Here is an 18825-nt window from a genome sequence, read left to right on the forward strand (position 1 = left end):
TTTATTTAGAATGTTGTGCACATTCAGGTAACCTATTCATCCTGCCATTCTGTTTATCGTTATGTCCGAAGAGATGCTGTACTTTCTTTGGCAGTTTCAGTACTTAGCCGCTCAACCCCTGATCACCACCGATGGCGACCGGGTTGAGGTGATCCACCCGGGGTACCGCAACGGCAACGCCGGCCCGGATTTCCTGAATGCCCGCTTACGGGTTGGCGGCGTCGAATGGGTCGGCACCGTGGAAGCACACGTAAAAACCTCGGATTGGCTGGCCCACCGGCATCAAAACGACCGGGCCTATGATAATGTGATTCTGCACATTGTCTGGCAACACGATCGCCCAGCGGACAGCCCCGTTCCGCGCCCTGATGGCACCGCATTGCCCACGCTCGAACTGGCCCCACTGGTGCTGGACGGTTCGCCACCTAATCTATTGCTGACCAACTACCAACGACTGATCGACAACCGTGATCCGATTCCCTGTGCCGGGCAGTTTCGGATGGTGAAACCGCTGCGCCAGACCGCCATGCTGGACAAATCCTTGCTCCAACGCCTTGAACACAAAGCAACGGCTGTCCGCGAGTTGTACGAGGCCACAGGCCACGATTGGGAAGAAACGGCTTATCGGCTGCTGGCAACGTACCTGGGCAGTAAGGTCAACGTGGAGCCGATGGAACAGCTCACGCGGGCGGTGCCGCTACGTGTCTTGCAAAAACACCGCAACAGCCTGTTACAAGTCGAAGCCCTGTTGCTGGGTACGTCGGGGCTGATCCCAACCCCAGATGACGAAAACGATGACTTTACGGTCGTGCTACGGCGCGAATATCAGTTTCTGGCTGCCAAATACAACCTGGCCGATCGACAACTGCCTGCTCATATCTGGAAATGGGGAAAACTACGCCCGGCCGGTTTCCCTACGATGCGGCTGGCTCAACTGGCGGCATTGGTGCAGCAGCATGCCAGCCTCTTCTCGGTGCTGGTCGATACGGCGGGCGATGTACCGGCGTTACTGAAAGCGCTTCAGGTACGTCCATCGGCCTATTGGCAAACGCATTTTCAGTTTGGGAAGGTGGGCAAAAAAAACTCCGCCGCCTTGGGGACGTCGACCGCGCAGGGCCTACTCATCAATACGGCGGCCCCCTTGCTGGCTGCATATGCACAGCACAGAGAGCAGCCCGATTTGCTCGACCGAGCCGTATCCCTGCTTGAACAGCTGCCCCCCGAAGACAACCGCATCACGCGCCTGTGGGATGAGCTTGGTCTGCACATTCGGTCGGCGTTCGATTCGCAGGCGGCGTTAGAACTGTACAACGGGTTTTGTCTGCCCAAACGCTGCCTCAACTGCCAAATCGGCATTGCCTTGGTACGAGCTTCGTAAGGCTAGGCGTGCACCATCGACTGACCAACGCCAACGCGCAAGAGGGCGTTTTCAAGCCGGTCGATAGCCGAAGTGGTGTCCCATTTGTCGGCGACCATCGCACGCCCCTGCTCCGACAGCCGTTGGTGCAGAGCCGAATCATGCAGCAGCCGATGAACACCCGCTGCCAGCTGGGCGGGATCACGCGGGAAGAGCAGGCCGTTCTGGCCATCGATTACCGTTTCGCGGATACCCCCTTCGGCTACGGCTACAACCGGCAAGCCACAGGCGTTAGCTTCCAGCGGCGCAAAACCGAAGGGCTCCAGTTCCGAGGTGTACAGCAGACAAGTCGCCGTATTGAGCAAGTGGGTCAGTTCATCCTGCGTCACGCGTTCGCGCGGCTGGAAATCGACCCCCAATTGCTGGCTGAGTTGAATCACTTCGTTCACATACAGGCTGTTGCCCATGTTACCAACCCAGATCAGGGGCGGGCGGCGTTCGGCCGGGAGTTGAGCCAGCGCGCGGATGGCTGTGTCGGGGCGTTTATGAGGGAAAAAGGCGCCGAGGCCTAGCACGAAAGGCTGGCGGGGCAGGTCCTGGAAGGGGAATAGGTGCGTATCAATGCCCAGATAACAGACCTCGCAACGTTGTGTACCGCCCTGATGATCGGCACCATAGGCCCGCACGACGCTTTCGTTGGTGAAATAGGAATTGACCAGCACCTTATCGAACGACTCGTAATTCAGCAACTCTTCGCGTACCCGCACTCGCGCCTGCCGTTGCTCAAACAGGTCGCGCCAAAACGCCTGCCGGTACGTGGCATCCTGCCAGCGACCACTAGCTGGCGGTAGTGCCGACCAGCGTTGGGTGGGGAACGCCTCGAACAGCGACCGATTCGGCTCACCCAGATAAAGTACTTTCGGTAGCTTCACAAAGCGCCCGATGTAAGGCATCATGAACGTCTGGCAGGAGTTGGCAAACAGGACATCATGCCCTCCCGCTTCAATCTGCGCGGCTGACTGTCGGCAGGCGTCCAGCATGCGTTCAACCTGCGTGTCGGGCAGATACGCAATAGACCGTAGGCGATCGCGGTACTGGTGCCGGATGCGGATGGTCATATCGAGTGGAACCACCTTGGGCGCACCCGCGTATTGATTCACATCGAGGTAATCGCTGTCGGCCATCGAGGTCGTATACACCGTCAACTGGTGACCGCGCTCGGCTAGCCCTTTAATGTGTTGGTGTAGTGCACGGCTGGCTCCGCCACTGGGTAGGTTATGCCAAATGGCAATATTCATGCGCTGTAAAGCTCTTGGTTCCGAATCCGACGCAAAGCTACGCCGTGATGCTACTTCTCCGTTAAGTTTTGCTGGGTAACACGCACTTCCCGAATGCGTTTGTCGTCGGCCAGCAAGACATGGAACGTGAAATCGTCGAAGGTAATCTCATCCCCCGCTTGGGGCAAACGGCTGAACAATTCGAGCAGCAAGCCACCCAGCGACTCACTATCGCCCCGAACAGCATCGAAAGCGGTTGGGTCCACGTCGAGCACGCGACATACGTCGGTCAGCGGGGTACGTCCTTCAAAAATCACCGTCTGCTCATCCACCCGGCGGTAACCCGTAGGCGTTTCGTCGTCGAACTCGTCGTTGATATCGCCGAAAATTTCTTCGATAATGTCTTCCAGCGTTACCAGGCCGCGCGTGCCGCCATATTCATCGATCACGACGGCCATGTGCACGCGTTTTCGTTGAAAATCCTGCATCAGGTCGTCGACCATTTTTGTCTCAGGAATGTAGAAGGCGGGCCGCAACAGCGGCTTCCAGTCGAACGACGCGTCGGCCTGAAGGTGCGGCAACAGGTCTTTGAGGTACAGAATGCCTTCGATCTGATCGATGGTTTCGTGGTAAATCGGTACCCGCGAATAGCCGGCGTCGTTGAGTTGAGCCAGTAATTGTGGAAAGGGCAGATCGTCGGGAAAGGCCGTGATATCCATGCGGGCGCGCATGACCTGCCGGGCCGTGAGGTTGCTGAAGTTAACAATGCCTTTCAGCAACTCCCGTTCCTCTTCGCTGGCATCGGAGCCGGTCAGTTCAACCGCATCGCTGAGCTCTTCGGCCGATAGTTTATAGCCTTTGCGCTGAATGCGCTTGTCGATCTGATTACTAAGGCTGACCAGCAGTTTGGCTACCGGCGCAAACACGAATAAGGCTATACGCGCGAGCCAGTAGGTACGTCCGGCCGTAGCTGGCGCATACTGGGCGGCGTAGATTTTGGGCACCATTTCGCCAAATACCACAATGCCGATGGTGGTCGTAACGGTCACAGCCGCCAGGACCCAGCCCGAGGTATGCGACAGCGCCGTGGCCACCCAGGTCATGTACGTGACGATGAGGACAATGGCAATATTGAGGAGGTTATTGAGAATGACCAGCGAGGCCAGCAGCCGCTTGGGCCGGTCGAGCAGGGTGGCGATGCGGCGTTGGGTAGGCTCGTTGCTTTCCCGGTAGCGCGCCCGATCCTGTGGGGTAAGCGCAAAAAAAGACGCTTCTGCGGCAGAGGCCATCGCGGCACCCAGCAGCAAAAGCAACACAACGGCGAAGTAGGGGCCGTAAAAACGAAGATAGGTGCTCCAATCGCTACCGACGGGAAGCACCTGTGTGGAAGAAGGGTCTCCTGGATCCATAGGGAAACGGGTTTAACGGATGTAGCAGCCCGTAGCTACTGGCTGCTACATCCGTTAAACTAAGTTTAGAACGGTAAATCGTCGTCGCCGCTGTTATCGAAAGCGGCTGGTGCCGGGGCTGGTTTAGGCTGACGAGCGGGGGCAGGGGCGGGTGCCGGTTGCGGAGCCGCCTGCTGACGCGGGGCTGGCGCCGGAGCCGGTTGGGGGGCGGCCTGCTGCTGCTGACGCGGCGCGGGCGCTGATTCGTACTGGCCACCACCATCGTCGTTGCGGCTACCCAGCAATTGCATGGTCGTAGCCCGTACGCGCAGCGAGAAGCGCTCTTTCCCTTCTTTATCGACCCAGGTTTCGGTGCGGAGGCGTCCTTCGATGTATACGGGGTTGCCTTTGCGCAGGTATTGCTCGGCTACCTTGGCCTGTTCATTCCAAAGCTCAACGCGGAACCATTCGGTTTGCTCGACACGCTCGCCATTCCGGTTGGTAAACTTCTCCGTCGTGGCCACATTGAACTGCGCCACCACGCCACCACCATCCAAATAACGAACTTCGGGGTCGGCCCCCAGATTCCCAATCAACGTTACTTTGTTTAAGCTTGCCATGTGTTAACTGTGTTTAAAAATCGGTCTTTACGGCGGTTTAGGCGTCCGGCGCAGAAGAATTAAAGTTACTGAAATCTACCGACTTATCCAAACTGTTTCTCAAAATAAGCGGTGATCAGAACGGGCTTCGGCAACTGCTCTACATCGGCTCTGGTAAACCAGCGGAGGCCCTCAGGCAGCGCCGTTTTGTCAGCCTCAGGCAGCGCAATTTCGTAGAAAAAAGCCTTCACCCGCTGGTGCGACAAAAGCTGCTGCTCGGCGATGGCCGGGCCAACCAAAACGCCCGCTTCGACCAAATTGTTCGCCTCGCCAGGTACGTCGACCGAGCGCCAGTTGGGGGCGGGTTCGTCGGTTTCGGTGCCATAAAATTCATACAGATTCTGCCAGATGTCGCGCTGGGTACGTTCCCGCAGGGCAAACTGGGCTGCCTCGCCCTCGCCCCGCCGAAAGACGAAGTAGGTGAAGAACCGCTCGCGCACGGGCGCTTTCTTTTTCTTGACGGGTAGTTTGTGCTGCCGCCCGGTCAGGTAGGCCCGGCACTGCTGCTGAACGGGGCAGAGCAGGCAGTCAGGCGCTACGGGCGTACACTGGATAGCCCCAAACTCCATAATAGCCTGGTTATACGTGGCCGGGTCGACGGCGTGGGCCATCAGGCGGGTGGCGAGCGCGGCAAACGTTTTCTTGGCCTGCGTGGTCGTGATGTCTTCTTCGATTCCAAACACGCGCGCCAGCACACGGTACACGTTGCCATCTACCACCGGCACCCGTTCGCCAAATGCGAAGGAGGCAACGGCGGCGGCGGTGTACGTACCGATTCCCTTGAGCGTCAATAATTCGTGGTACGTATCCGGAAATTGCCCCTGCTTGGTGTCGGCAATAAGCTTGGCTGTTTGGTGAAGATTGCGAGCCCGTGAGTAGTAGCCCAGCCCCTGCCAGAGGCGCAGTAATTCGCGTTCGTCGGCCCGGGCCAGATCAACCAGTGTGGGATAAGCCTCGATAAACCGAAGGTAATAGGGAAGTCCCTGTGCCACACGTGTTTGCTGAAGAATCACCTCCGACAGCCAAATGCGGTAAGGATCGGTTGTATGTCGCCAGGGTAAGTCGCGCCGGTGGCGTTCATACCACCGTTCGAGGGTAGGGCCAAAGTGGGTAACTTCGGGCGCTTCCTCAGCCGCGTTACCCGCTGATTGCCAGTTCAAAATAATCGTAAGATTTTCGCCGTTGACTGGTAATAAAGGAGCAAGGGGTTTCATTATCAACCGAAAAGACCTACCTTTGTACTCCTTTTTCAGTACCTTAAAATCAACAACCAAGTAATCGCTAAAGTTTAGTAAGTCGTGACGAAAGCAGACGTAATCGCTGAGATCTCGGATAAGACCGGAATCGATAAAGCAGATGTGACCGTTACCTTAGAGAAGTTCTTTTCGGTCGTTAAAGATTCATTGGCCGAAGGAGAAAACATCTATGTAAGAGGGTTCGGTAGCTTCATTAATAAGAAACGCGCCAAGAAAGTGGCTCGTAATATCTCGAAGAACACGGCTATGGTGATCGATGAGCATTTCATCCCCAGCTTTAAGCCGGCTAAGGTCTTCGTTGAGCAAGTTAAAACCAGCGACAAAGCCAAAGTTTCGGCTGAGTAAGCCTCAGTAATCAGCCTTGCGTCTCGCCTTCGGGTCATACGCAAGGCTGTTTGCTACGTCCCGGTTCTGTATGAAAGTATCGACCATACTTGTTGTTGTTGCCACAGCTGCCTTGAGTGCGGGACTGTACAGCCTGCCCAGAGTGGTGGTGCAGAACCAGACGAAGCAGTTGGGTAATGCACCCGGTGGGCGTTCGACCAACACGCCGGTAGCTGATTCGTTGAATGTTGTGGCCAATACCGGCGCCAAGTCGGAAGCAGACGTTCAGCACAATCAGCCCCTTACGCCCGATCAGCAGAAGCAGGTAGAAGGGTTGCAGAAGGCCTACGCCGTGGCTGCGCCTGATGCCCGCAAGTCAGCTGCTGAAAAGTTGATCACCTTTTTCCGCTCGGCAAACCGGTTCGATAGTGCCGCCCATTACACCGGTGAAATCGCCAAGATCGATCCGACCGTACAGGCTAACCTACGCGCTGGCGATCAGTACTTCGAAGCATATGGGTTTGCCGTAGCAGAACAGAAAGCAGCCTATTTGGGCGAGCAGGCCCGGGTTTTCTATCAGAAAGCCCTCGCGCAAAACCCAAATCTGCTGGCCGCCAAAGCCAATATGGCTATGACGTACGTGAGTACGCAAACACCGATGCAGGGAATTATGCTTTTGCGGGAGGTGTTGGAGCAAGACCCTACCAACGAGTTAGCCCTGTTTAACCTCGGGATGCTATCGATGCGGTCGGGACAGTACAACAAAGCCATTGGTCGTTTCCAGCAGATCCTGACCAACGACCCGGCTAACCGCAAGGCAAAGTTCTATCTGGCGGTTTGTCTGGTTGAGACGAATCAGAAAGCGGAGGCCAGCAAATTGCTGACAGACTTGAAAGCGAACGAAACAGATCCGCAGATCCAGGCGGCGATTCGGGAGTTGGAAGAGCGAGTAAAGTAGAGACGCACGATTTCGCATCTCTGCAAAAAATAGGGCCTGCCAGGTGGCGGGCCGACATTTGTAACACACATAAAACCTTACGCACTATGCCTTGCGGTAAAAAACGGAAGCGGCACAAGATCGCCACTCACAAGCGGAAAAAACGGCTCAGAAAGAATCGGCACAAGAAGAAATAGTGATGAGTGATGAACGGTGGACGGTGAGTTTGCTTACGCTAGCGTAACCGCAGCAGCCCGCACACTTACCGATCAGCACTCATCACTCACCGTTATTTTGAAAGAAGCCTCGCCGTTTTCCGCGTGCGTGGCTTCTTTGTTTATATCCTACACGCCATTTTAACCGTGCTAATCGCTTGTGAGCAACGAAATTGTAATCAGTTCCACTCAGAAAGGGGATCGGATTGCACTCCTGCAGGATAAACGCCTGCTGGAGTACCACCTCGATGAGTCGGAAAGCAGCTTTACGGTTGGCGATTTGTATTTAGGTACCGTTAAGAAGTTGTCGTCGGGCCTCAACGCGGCATTCGTCGATGTTGGGCACGAAAAAGACGGATTCCTGCATTATCAGGACCTCGGCCAGCACATCAACTCCCTAAACAAGTTAACTAAAGAGGTAATCGCCAAGCGTGTCAACACGGGTCGGTTGTCTGATTTCGAGATGGAGCCGGCCATCGAGAAAATCGGTAAAATCGACAAAGTGCTGACCAAAGGGCAGTCTATTCTGGTGCAGGTGGTGAAAGAACCCATCTCAACCAAAGGACCGCGCCTTTCCTGTGACATTTCCATTGCGGGCCGCTATCTCGTGCTCGTACCTTTCTCCAACGGGGTTAATCTGTCGAAGAAAATCACGGATCGGACCGAACGCAATCGGCTGATCAAATTGATGTCGGCTATTAAACCCAAAAACTTTGGGGTCATCGTTCGGACGGTGGCGCAGGGTAAAGAGGTCGAAGAACTCGACCGCGATCTGCAAAATTCCATTGACAAATGGGACCGCGCCCTGCAAAACCTACGCGATGCTAAACCCCGCGACCGTGTCCTGAGCGAAATGAACCGCGCCTCGTCTATTCTGCGCGATATGCTTAACGAGTCGTTTGACAGCATTACGGTCGATACCAAAGAAGGCTTTGACCAAATACGGGAGTTCATCCATACGATTGCCCCGGAGAAAGAGAAGATTGTAAAACTGTACAGCGGCAAGGCCAAGTTGTTTGAGTCGCTGGGATTAGAAAAGCAAATCAAGTCGCTGTTTGGGCGGTCGGTGAGCTTGCCGGGTGGTGGGTATCTCATCATCGAGCATACCGAAGCCCTGCACGTCATCGACGTAAACAGCGGGAATAAGTCGAACTCAGAGGAAGATCAGGAAGCTACGGCCATCAGCGTCAACCGCGAAGCGGCCCGCGAGATAGCCCGGCAACTGCGGCTGCGGGATATGGGCGGCATCATCGTTGTCGATTTTATCGACATGAAGAAGGCCGACAACAAGAAGCTGATCTTCGACATCATGCGCGACGAGATGAAGGGCGACCGGTCGAAGTTCACGATCCTGCCCCTCACCAAGTTTGGCCTGATGCAGATCACGCGGCAGCGGGTACGTCCTGAGTTGAACATCGTAACGCGGGAGGTATGCCCTACTTGTGGCGGTACGGGCACCATTCAGGCGAGCGTGCTGATCACGGACATTATCGAAGGCAACGTCGATTATATCCTGACCAAGCAGAACGAACGCGGCATTCAGATCGTGCTGCACCCCTTCCTGTATGCTTACTTCACAAAGGGCTTCCCGTCGCCACAACACAAGTGGTTTTTGAAGTACAAAACGTGGGTGAAGCTGACCAAAGACAGTTCGCTGGGTATCACTGATTTCCGGTTCCTCAACAAACATGGCGAGGAAATTGAACTAGCCACCAACCCGACGCCCAATAACCCGTCGGAGAAAGTGGTGGTGGTTGAAGCCTAGACAGACCAATGCATGTGAAAAAGCCGCCCGGAGCATTAGCTCCTGGCGGCTTTTTTTGCTAGCTCGATGCGGTGACGGCGGCTCGAAACGAACTGATCTACGACAAGATAATAACCAAAATAGACACGTACCTGCGGGTATAGATATTTACGAAATCTTGAAATAATTAATAAATTTATGCCGTACTAAAAATAGGATAAACAACGTGTTAGTTTGAGACTTTATCCAGAATCTGGGCTAGCATTTCACGAAGTAGCGTATGTGAGGCTGGTTTTGTCAGAAACTGCTCCGCGCCGTTGGCAAGGCAAAAGGCAGCGTCTTCGGGAGAGGACGACGTAGAGAGGACAAATATTCGGCGTGATGGTGCGGTAAGCGTATGTTTCAGCGCAAGCAGCACGTCTCGACCGTGCATGCGGGGCATATTCAAATCCAGAAAGATCAGGTCGGGCTGGGTAGGCGTTTCAGCTAAATAGTCGATTACTTCATCGCCGTCTGTGAGTGTGCTTAGACGGATCGGAAAAGAGTGGTCCCGAAGTGCTATCTCGAATAAGGCTATGTCATCCTCGTCATCGTCGATTAAAAGAATATGGATGGGTGAAGTCATAGCGTAACGGGCAATAAATCAATCTAATACCAAGTCAGGCGGCTCTGTAAGTACGTGTCTTTCGGATACCTTTGTTCTGGTTGGTGCAAAACTACTCAACGGTGATAACTAAGACTAATTTCCTGGCAGGCGGCGGGGAAATGGCTACCCTAATTGCAGACTTCGACTGGTCGTTAACGCCATTGGGTCCGATTGAGCAATGGCCACAAAGCCTGAAGACAGCCGTGACCCTGATGCTCAATGCCCGGCAACCCATGTGGATCGGTTGGGGCGATGCCATGACGTTCCTGTACAATGATGCCTACATTCCGGTGTTGAGCTTGGCAAAGCACCCTCAGGCGTTAGGGCAACCCGCGGCGGTGGTCTGGCAGGAAATCTGGGATTTCTGCGGGCCATTGGCCGATAAGGTATTCCAGCAGGGGGAATCGTCGTTTGTGGATGACGTGCAGTTATTCATGGACCGGGGCGGAATGCTGGAGGAAACGTTTTACTCATTCTCCTACAGCCCTATTCGGGGCGAATGTGGGCGGGTAGATGGGCTCTTCTGTCCTAATGTTGAAGTAACCGCTCAGAACCTCAACACGCGCCGGCTGGCCACCTTGTCGGCCCTGACGGCCAATGCCCTTGGCGAACGTACCGCGCAGGCCGCTTGCGAATCCATTGCCCAGACACTGGCCCAGAACACCGCCGATATACCGTTTGCTTTGTTGTACCTGACTCAGGCCGACAATCGATCGCTACGGCTTGAACAGGCCGTTCATGTCACACCCGCGGCGGATTGGCAACAGGTAACTCTGGACGGTTTATGGACCGCCCCGCTTGGGCTCCCCCTGGCGCAGGTACTGGAAGAAAACAAAGCGCTAACTGGGCACTGGGCTCCGACGCCGGAATTGCCGATGGGCCCGGCTGGTCAGGCGATCAGGCAGGCGATTGTATTGCCACTGGTAGCACCAGGTCAACACCATCCGCTGGGGGTGCTGGTCGCGGCTATTAACCCAACCCGGCAGCTGGACACCGACTACCGGACGTTTTACGAACTGATGGCCAATCAGGCCGCCGCAGCGATCCAGAACGCCCGGGCTGCCGAAGAAGAACGCCAGCACCTCGAACAACTGGCCGAGCTAAACCGCGCCAAGACCTTATTTTTTAGCAACATCAGCCACGAATTTCGCACGCCGCTGACGCTGATGCTCGGGCCCCTGGAAGAACTGTTGCGCGGAACGGATGGGGCACTAAGTAGAGCTCACCAAACGCACGTTCAGGCGGCTCACCGCAATGCCCGGCGGCTGTTGCGGCTGGTCAATACGCTGCTCGATTTTAGCCGCCTGGAAGCCGGACGGTTGCAGGCCAACTTCGCCCTGACCGATCTGGCAACGTTGACGGTTGATCTGGCCAGCAACTTTCGTTCTGCGGTGGAAAAAGCCGGGTTACAGCTAATCGTGGACGTCGGTACGCTGACTGGTCCGGTGGCCGTTGACCCCACGATGTGGGAAAAAATTGTGCTGAACCTCATTTCCAATGCATTCAAGTTTACGTTGGCCGGCAGCATCACCGTCCGATTGCGTCAACTGGATGATGCCGTCGAGCTGTCGGTGCAGGACACGGGCGTAGGTATTCCAGAAGCGGATTTGCCCCGCCTTTTCGAGCGATTCCACCGGGTCGAAGGGTCGCGGGGGCGTTCCTTTGAGGGGACAGGCATTGGCCTGGCCCTTGTGCACGAATTAATCGATCTGCACGCTGGCACCATTGACGTGCAGAGCGAAGTAAATGTAGGCAGTACGTTCACCGTGCGCTTACCCATGAAACAGGCCACCCTGGCAACTACGGCCAATGGGCCTTTGGGCAGCGCCAACTTATTTGTCGCTGATGCTGAATCGACAGAGAGTACAGCGACGGAGCCAAGCTCGAAAACAGCCACAAGTCAGGCTATTACGAAGCGCATTCTGCTCGCCGACGACAACGCCGATATGCGGGCCTATATTCATCGGTTGCTAAGCCCCCATTACGCCGTCGACGTGGTGACTGACGGGCAACAAGCCCTGGAGGCGATTCGGCGGCATCAGCCCGATCTGGTTTTGTCGGACATCATGATGCCCCACCTCGACGGCACTCAGTTGCTTAGCATCATCAAATCGGACCCCCAAACAGCGCAAATGCCGGTTATGTTATTGTCGGCGCGGGCGGGTGAAGAAGCTACGCTGGATGGCTATACGGCGGGGGCCGACGATTACCTGACCAAGCCGTTTTCGGCCAACGAGCTCCTGACTCGGGTACGTGCTCAGATCAACCTGGCCCAGAATCGGCAGGAGCAACAGCTCAAGCTACGCCACTTGTTTCAGCAGGCGCCCGTGGCGATTTCCACCGTCGAAGGGCCGCAGCATGTCTTTACGTTTGCTAATGATTTTTACATTCAGTTGGTCGACCGTTCACGCGATCAACTCATAGGTCGCCCCTTTCTCGACGCTTTCCCGGAACTGGTTGAGCAGGGATTTGGCCCGCAGTTAGACCAAATTCTTCAAACGGGCAAACCGTTCGTCATTACCGAAGGCAGCGTGACCGTGAAACGACATGGTCAGTTGGCAGAGGGGTACTTCAATTACTCCTTTCATCCCTTCACCGACATAAACGGGAATACGATGGGGGTCATTATGGCTGCTCAGGAAGTAACCGATTCGGTCTTGGCCCGGCAGCAGATTGAAGAAAGCGAACAACGGCTGGAGCGGTTAGTGGCAGAGCGCACGATGGCGCTCAATCAGCTAAACGCCGATCTGGAGCGGTCGAACCTGGACCTGATGCAGTTTGCGTCTGTGGCAAGCCATGACCTGAAGGAGCCCCTGCGGAAAGTAGAGGCGTTCAGTAACCTGCTGGCCATGTCGCTGGCCGGCAAGCTGGAAAAGGAAGAAGCGCAGCATTTTGAGCGCATCATCCGTGCCGTAGCCCGGATGCAGTCGCTGGTGGACGACGTGCTGCGGTTCTCAAAGCTCTCTAAGCAAGATGCCCAATTTGAACCGGTCGACCTGACGATTGTACTTAGTCGAATTCTGGAAGATCTCGACATTCGCATACAGGAGCGTAATGCGCAGGTACGTGTCGATACGCTGCCGGTCATCCAGGCCATACCGGGCCAAATGCATCAGCTATTCCAGAATCTGATTAGTAATGCCTTAAAATTTGCGGGCGATCGACCACCCCTCATCGCCATTCAGAACTGCCCGGTTACCGGTACGGTGCGGGAAACGTTCGGCCTTGCCGATTCGGTATCCTACGTCATGCTCAAGGTAACAGACAACGGGATTGGCTTCAGTATGAAATATGCCGACAAAATTTTCGGCATGTTCCAACGGCTCAATAACAAGGGCGACTACCCCGGGACGGGCATTGGCCTGGCGATTTGCCGACGGATTGTTGAGAATCACCATGGGTTTATAGTCGCTGACAGTCAGCCGAATCAGGGCGCATCCTTTACTATTCTTCTGCCTGTTGAGCAATGAGCAACGTACCTGGCTCGCTGCAGCATGCTCTGCAATAGGTTACCGGATGGACACAGCCGTTAGCTCAACGGTCCGTACGGGGTTTTGTCATTCTTTACCGTTTTTTTATTTTTGTAAACACGTCAATCAACCGGGCGTGTATGAGTTAAGCAAACGAGGACCCGGTTTAGACTGGGCTTGTTTATAGCTTCAACCTTTCCACTTGTAGAGGAAGACCTCGGTACCTTCGGTGCCGGGGTTTTTTATTGTCAGTGTCAAACCCGTATTTTTGACTATATGGAACAGCAGAATTTCAATAACGACGGATCGATCGATGTCGAACTGAGCGAGGAAGTGGCAGAGGGGGTTTACGCGAATTTGGCGATGATTGCCCACTCGAACAGCGAGTTTATTGTCGATTTTATCCGGCTGATGCCCGGTATTCCGAAAGCCAAAGTAAAATCACGGATTATCCTGACGCCCGAACACGCCAAGCGGTTGCTGGTTGCGCTGAAAGAGAACATCCGCAAGTTTGAAGATAATTTCGGGGCCATTAATCAACCCGACGATACCTTCCGTTTCCCCACCGGTGGCTTCGGCGGCCCCGTAGGCGAAGCCTAATGCGTGTTTGAGGGCCAAGATTTACCGCTGCCCGATCGGCGCAGCAACTTTAGGTTTAGACCTTGAACTTTGAACTCATTTTCATACCTTTGCACTCCGAATTTCGGGGAGACGTGCTTAGACGTCTCAGATTGCATAGCAAACAACCAATTAATTAATGCCTACCATACAACAATTAGTCCGCAAGGGCCGCGAAAAGCTGGAGTTTAAGTCGAAGTCTCCGGCTTTGGACGCTTGCCCGCAGCGTCGTGGTGTATGTACTCGTGTATATACGACCACCCCGAAGAAGCCAAACTCGGCTCTTCGTAAAGTTGCCCGTGTTCGTTTGTCGAACGGGAAAGAAGTCAACGCCTACATTCCGGGCGAAGGCCACAACCTGCAAGAGCACTCAATCGTGCTGATTCGCGGTGGCCGGGTGAAAGACCTGCCGGGTGTACGTTACCACATCGTGCGCGGTGCGCTCGATACGGCTGGTGTAAGCGGCCGTCTGCAAAGCCGGTCGAAATACGGTGCGAAACGTCCGAAACCAGGTCAGGCTCCGGCAGCTGGTAAAGGTGCGCCCGCTAAGAAGAAAAAATAATTAATGTATACCAAAGAGTGCCTACTGTACAATGAGCCGTTCTGGAACTCATTCTACATCAACCATTCTGTAGTATACATGCCCAACACTGCCCGTTGAAAGACTACGGCAGAGTAAGAGAAATCTGAAGACACAATGAGAAAGTCGAAACCCCCCAAGCGGTATGTGTTGCCCGACCCCAAATACAAAGAGGTACTGGTAACCAAGTTTGTGAACAATTTGATGTACGAAGGCAAAAAGTCGTTGTCGTACTCCATCTTCTATGATGCCCTCGATATCGTGGCTAAGCGCACGAGCGAAAGCGGCCTTGATGTATGGCGGAAAGCATTGAACAACGTAATGCCATCGGTTGAAGTAAAAAGCCGCCGCGTCGGTGGGGCTACCTTCCAGGTGCCGACCGAAGTACGCGCAGACCGGAAGGTCTCGGTAGGCATGAAATGGCTGATCCGGTATGCTCGTTCACGCGGCGAGAAAACGATGGTAGATCGGTTAGCCGCCGAAATCATCGCAGCATCAAAAGGCGAAGGCGCCGCCGTTAAAAAGAAAGACGATACGCACCGTATGGCCGAAGCCAACAAGGCGTTCTCTCACTTCCGGTTCTAACACAGACCGCTTATAAACCGACAAGGTTTTCAAAACCTTATAGGTTTAACAAGGAAAGCCCCCCGCCCAAAGCAGGGGGCTTTTTTAATGCACGGTCAATCGCATCTGCCTGAAACGCCGTACCTTTGAGGGGTATAAAAAGCGGTTTGCCGTTTGGCCTTTTTGGGCAAGCGTTGTTTCCCGGAAAGTTAGCTGACTGGTTCAGGCAGTAACGCCCACCGAGAAACGCCAAACGACAAACTTACCTTCAACATGACCGCTGCAACGACAACCACCCGCACACGTGACGCGCAGATTTTCGATCTGATTGCCAAAGAACAACACCGTCAGGAGTCAGGCATTGAACTGATTGCTTCTGAGAATTTCGTATCGCCGCAGGTGATGGAAGCCGCCGGTAGCGTTTTGACCAACAAATATGCCGAGGGCCTGCCCGGCAAACGGTATTATGGTGGTTGCGAAGTGGTTGATCAGGTGGAGCAGATTGCCATCGACCGGGCCAAAGAATTGTTTGGCGCGACCTGGGCCAACGTACAGCCGCACTCCGGTGCCCAGGCCAACACGGCTGTGTTCCTGGCCACGCTCAAACCCGGCGATACTATCCTCGGTTTTGACTTAAGCCATGGCGGCCACCTCACCCACGGTTCGCCGGTTAATATTTCCGGTAAATATTTCCGCCCGACGTTCTACGGCGTTGAGCAGGAAACGGGCGTAATTAATTACGATGTCGTTGAAGAAACAGCGCAACGCGAGAAGCCCAAAATGCTCATCTGTGGTGCCTCGGCCTACAGCCGCGACTGGGACTACGCCCGCCTGCGCGCCATTGCCGATTCGGTAGGGGCACTGATGCTGGCCGACGTGTCGCACCCCGCCGGGCTCATTGCCAAAGGGCTGCTGAATGATCCCCTCGAACATGCCCACATCGTCACGACCACCACGCACAAGACCTTGCGCGGTACGCGGGGCGGGATGATCATGATGCGGAACGATTTCGAGAATCCGTTTGGGCTGAAAACGCCGAAGGGCGACCTGCGCATGATGTCGTCGCTGCTCGACTCGGGCGTGTTTCCGGGCACGCAGGGTGGGCCGCTTGAGCATATCATTGCGGCAAAAGCCGTTGCGTTTGGGGAGGCCCTCACCGACGATTTCTACGATTACGCCGTTCAGGTACGTGCCAATGCGCTCGCTATGGCGAAAGCCTTTACCGAAAAAGGCTACCGGATTATCTCGGGCGGTACGGATAACCACTTGATGTTGATCGATTTGCGCACCAAAGGGGGCGCCGCTACCAGCCTGACGGGCAAGCTGGCCGAAAACACCCTGATTAAGGCTGATATTACCATTAACAAAAACATGGTTCCGTTCGATGACAAGTCGCCGATGGTAACGTCGGGGATGCGGGTTGGTACGGCGGCCATGACAACGCGCGGTCTGAAAGAAGCGGATATGGAGTTGATTGTGGATTACATCGATGAAGTGTTGATGAACCACGACAACGACGTTAAAATCAGCGCCGTTCGGGAGAAAATTAACGCCTGGATGAAGGCGTTTCCGTTATACGCATAACTAATTGCGACTGCGTGAATGAATGACTAGTTGCCAGCCTATCGGCAACGACTCGGGCGTTAGTTGCTAGTCGTACATTCACGCATTCACTCGTTCACTTCTTAGAGATGGCTTTAGATCAGTCGTTTGACGACAAATTTTACAATTACGACGAAGACAGCGAGAGCGCACTGCCTGATCCTGACAGTGATGGCACCGAAATGAGCTTCCTCGAACACCTGGAAGAACTTCGGTGGCATTTGCTGCGGGCCTTTGCGTCGATCTTTGTGTTCGCCGTCATTGCCTTTATCTTCATCAAAGACATCTTTGCGGTTGTAGTGTTGGGTCCGGCGAAAGCGGATTTCTGGACGTACAAGCAGATGTGTAAGTTGTCTGACTACACGGGCTATGCCGATCTCTGCGTAAAGAAACTTGACTTCGAATTGCAGGCGCTGGGCGTGTCGGATCAGTTCACGATGTCGCTGACGTCGTCATTTATCATCGGCCTGTGCTTTGCGTTCCCGTATGCGTTCTGGGAGATTTGGCGGTTTATCAAACCGGGGCTGCGTACTTCGGAAACGAAAGCGGCCCGTGGGGCCGTATTCTACGTGTCGTCATTGTTTCTGATGGGGCTGCTGTTTGGCTACTTCATTGTGTCACCGCTGGCGATCAACTTTCTGGCCAATTACCAACTCACGCCGGAGATTAAGAACCAATTTGACATTACCTCATACATGGGGGTGATTGCCACCTTGTCGTTGGGTTGCGCCCTGATGTTTCAGATGCCAATTGTGGCGTTTGTACTCTCGAAAGTGGGCATCTTGACGCCTGGTTTCATGCGCGAATACCGGAAACACGCCTGGATTGTTATTCTGGTGATCGCCGGGGTCATTACACCATCGCCTGACATATACAGCCAGGTACTGGTTGCGCTGCCACTGGCTTTGCTCTATGAAGTAAGTATTCTGGTTTCACGCTCTATTCAGCGCGCCCGCCTGAAAGACGCTCAGGAGCTGGCTAACTAATTCCTGATTTACTCAACCCCAAAAAGCCGCTGGAAGCAATTCGGGCGGCTTTTTTCGTGCAGCAGGTGGCGATAAAATGAATGGGCTTACTTTATCGTTTTAGTGGGTGTGTTAACCCACTTACCCATGAAGATCACCGCGCCGCTGCTCGTTGTAGCCACGTTAGGCGTTGGCTCGGCACTGGCCCAATCGCAGACTGCCGAGGCTTTCGTTTGTAATTACTCGGGCAATGCTGCCCCTACTGTTCGCTGTACCGACCGGGCCAGCGGGTCGAACCGTCACGCTGAAAAAGTGGTCGACCGGATTCTTCGGCCCATCGGGCTGATGCGCAATTTCAAGATTATGGAGTGCCCCGAGACACGTAACTGTTTTGCGGCGGTGATGAACGGGCAGCGGTTCATCCTGTATGATGGCGTGTTTATGCAACAGCTGGAAGATGAAACCGAAACCGACTGGTCGGCAGTCAGCATCATGGCGCATGAAATTGGCCATCACCTGCAAGGACATACCCTGAATTCGGGGGGAAGCTCGCATCAGAAAGAGTTGGAAGCTGATCGGTTTTCGGGCTTTGTGTTGCATCAGCTCGGCGCCACGTTGAGTGAGGCTACCGTAGCGATTCGTACGATTGGCAGCTATAGTGCGTCGACCTCGCACCCCGGCCGCTCGTCTCGCCTAGAGGCAATCACCAAAGGCTGGACTGAGGCCGACGCGATTTATCCCCGCACGAAATCGGTAGCACCCAGTCGGCCAGCTTCGCCGGTGGTAGCTAGTGCCCCGAAACCAACCTCCGAAGCTGCACCAGCGCCGGCGGGAGTGACCCCTACGCTGGTTACCCAAACGTACCCAGGTGGTAAACTGAAATACAAAGGAGGCGTGCTGATGGGGCTACGTACAGGATACGGTGTCTACTACTATCCCAATGGCGACCGGTATGCAGGTCAGTTTGCTTATGATCAGCCCCACGGAAAAGGCACCTACTACTTTTCGGACGGTGACCGCTTCGTAGGTACGTTCCGAAACGGGAAGCGGAGCGGTCCAGGTACGTTGTACGATGCAGAAGGGGGCGTTGAAGAGGAAGGTACCTACGCCAATGACGTACTACGCTGACACCTGTACAACGAAGACGGCCCCAACTCTAGAGCCGGGGCCGTCTTCGCTATCATTCGATAGGTATAAGGTCGATGTTCGTAATTCCTTCGCTT

Annotated in this window: 16 protein-coding genes; 11 read left to right on the top strand and 5 right to left on the bottom strand. The window is 54.7% G+C overall.

Annotation, left to right across the window (positions count from 1 at the left end):
* Positions 1-61 precede the first annotated feature (61 nt).
* The gene (locus FAES_RS06155; protein ID WP_015330338.1) at positions 62-1378 is read left to right on the top strand and encodes a DUF2851 family protein; all 1317 of its coding nucleotides are present in this window, start codon (positions 62-64) and stop codon (positions 1376-1378) included.
* 2 nt (positions 1379-1380) lie between these two features.
* On the opposite strand, the gene FAES_RS06160 is transcribed toward FAES_RS06155, so the two are convergent.
* From FAES_RS06160 to mutY, 4 genes are all read right to left on the bottom strand, one after another.
* A complete protein-coding gene (locus FAES_RS06160; protein ID WP_015330339.1) occupies positions 1381-2655 on the bottom strand; it encodes a glycosyltransferase family 4 protein in 1275 nt (424 codons plus the stop codon).
* Positions 2656-2705: 50 nt separating this feature from the next.
* Positions 2706-4043, bottom strand: coding sequence for a gliding motility-associated protein GldE (gldE, locus tag FAES_RS06165; RefSeq protein WP_015330340.1), 1338 nt, complete (start codon positions 4041-4043; stop codon positions 2706-2708).
* Positions 4044-4108: 65 nt separating this feature from the next.
* Entirely contained in the window at positions 4109-4642 is a 534-nt protein-coding gene (locus FAES_RS06170) for a single-stranded DNA-binding protein (protein WP_015330341.1), read from the bottom strand.
* A gap of 83 nt (positions 4643-4725) precedes the next feature.
* The gene (gene mutY / locus FAES_RS06175) at positions 4726-5841 is read right to left on the bottom strand and encodes an A/G-specific adenine glycosylase (RefSeq protein ID WP_041257595.1); all 1116 of its coding nucleotides are present in this window, start codon (positions 5839-5841) and stop codon (positions 4726-4728) included.
* 138 nt (positions 5842-5979) lie between these two features.
* Here mutY and FAES_RS06180 point away from each other — a divergent pair, with 138 nt between their 5' ends.
* The 3 genes from FAES_RS06180 (at position 5980) to FAES_RS06190 (ending at position 9178) form a co-directional block, all read left to right on the top strand.
* Positions 5980-6282 carry an HU family DNA-binding protein gene (locus FAES_RS06180; protein WP_015330343.1) on the top strand — a complete coding sequence of 101 codons (303 nt, stop codon included), beginning with the start codon at positions 5980-5982 and terminating at the stop codon, positions 6280-6282.
* Positions 6283-6352: 70 nt separating this feature from the next.
* Complete coding sequence (locus tag FAES_RS06185) at positions 6353-7219, top strand: tetratricopeptide repeat protein (RefSeq protein ID WP_015330344.1); 867 nt, start codon at positions 6353-6355, stop codon at positions 7217-7219.
* A gap of 354 nt (positions 7220-7573) precedes the next feature.
* Positions 7574-9178: an Rne/Rng family ribonuclease gene (locus FAES_RS06190; RefSeq protein WP_015330345.1), complete on the top strand. Its 1605-nt coding sequence runs from the start codon at positions 7574-7576 to the stop codon at positions 9176-9178.
* Between the two features lie 208 nt (positions 9179-9386).
* Here FAES_RS06190 and FAES_RS06195 read toward each other — a convergent pair whose 3' ends face one another.
* A complete protein-coding gene (locus FAES_RS06195) occupies positions 9387-9782 on the bottom strand; it encodes a response regulator (protein WP_041257596.1) in 396 nt (131 codons plus the stop codon).
* 140 nt (positions 9783-9922) lie between these two features.
* Here FAES_RS06195 and FAES_RS06200 point away from each other — a divergent pair, with 140 nt between their 5' ends.
* The 7 genes from FAES_RS06200 (at position 9923) to FAES_RS06230 (ending at position 18730) form a co-directional block, all read left to right on the top strand.
* The gene (locus tag FAES_RS06200) at positions 9923-13273 is read left to right on the top strand and encodes an ATP-binding response regulator (RefSeq protein WP_015330346.1); all 3351 of its coding nucleotides are present in this window, start codon (positions 9923-9925) and stop codon (positions 13271-13273) included.
* A 276-nt stretch (positions 13274-13549) separates the two neighbouring features.
* Positions 13550-13873 (top strand): DUF3467 domain-containing protein, encoded by a 324-nt coding sequence (locus FAES_RS06205; RefSeq protein ID WP_015330347.1) that lies wholly within the window; start codon positions 13550-13552, stop codon positions 13871-13873.
* A 157-nt stretch (positions 13874-14030) separates the two neighbouring features.
* Entirely contained in the window at positions 14031-14453 is a 423-nt protein-coding gene (gene rpsL, locus FAES_RS06210; RefSeq protein WP_015330348.1) for a 30S ribosomal protein S12, read from the top strand.
* 135 nt (positions 14454-14588) lie between these two features.
* Positions 14589-15056 carry a 30S ribosomal protein S7 gene (gene rpsG, locus FAES_RS06215; protein ID WP_015330349.1) on the top strand — a complete coding sequence of 156 codons (468 nt, stop codon included), beginning with the start codon at positions 14589-14591 and terminating at the stop codon, positions 15054-15056.
* 252 nt (positions 15057-15308) lie between these two features.
* Complete coding sequence (gene glyA / locus FAES_RS06220) at positions 15309-16619, top strand: serine hydroxymethyltransferase (RefSeq protein ID WP_015330350.1); 1311 nt, start codon at positions 15309-15311, stop codon at positions 16617-16619.
* Positions 16620-16726: 107 nt separating this feature from the next.
* Positions 16727-17623, top strand: a complete 897-nt coding sequence (gene tatC / locus FAES_RS06225) for a twin-arginine translocase subunit TatC (protein ID WP_015330351.1) — start codon at positions 16727-16729, stop codon at positions 17621-17623.
* A gap of 126 nt (positions 17624-17749) precedes the next feature.
* A complete protein-coding gene (locus FAES_RS06230) occupies positions 17750-18730 on the top strand; it encodes a M48 family metalloprotease (RefSeq protein ID WP_015330352.1) in 981 nt (326 codons plus the stop codon).
* Positions 18731-18825: the final 95 nt, after the last annotated feature.

It is taken from the genome of Fibrella aestuarina BUZ 2 (assembly GCF_000331105.1).
GTDB classification, from domain to species: domain Bacteria; phylum Bacteroidota; class Bacteroidia; order Cytophagales; family Spirosomataceae; genus Fibrella; species Fibrella aestuarina.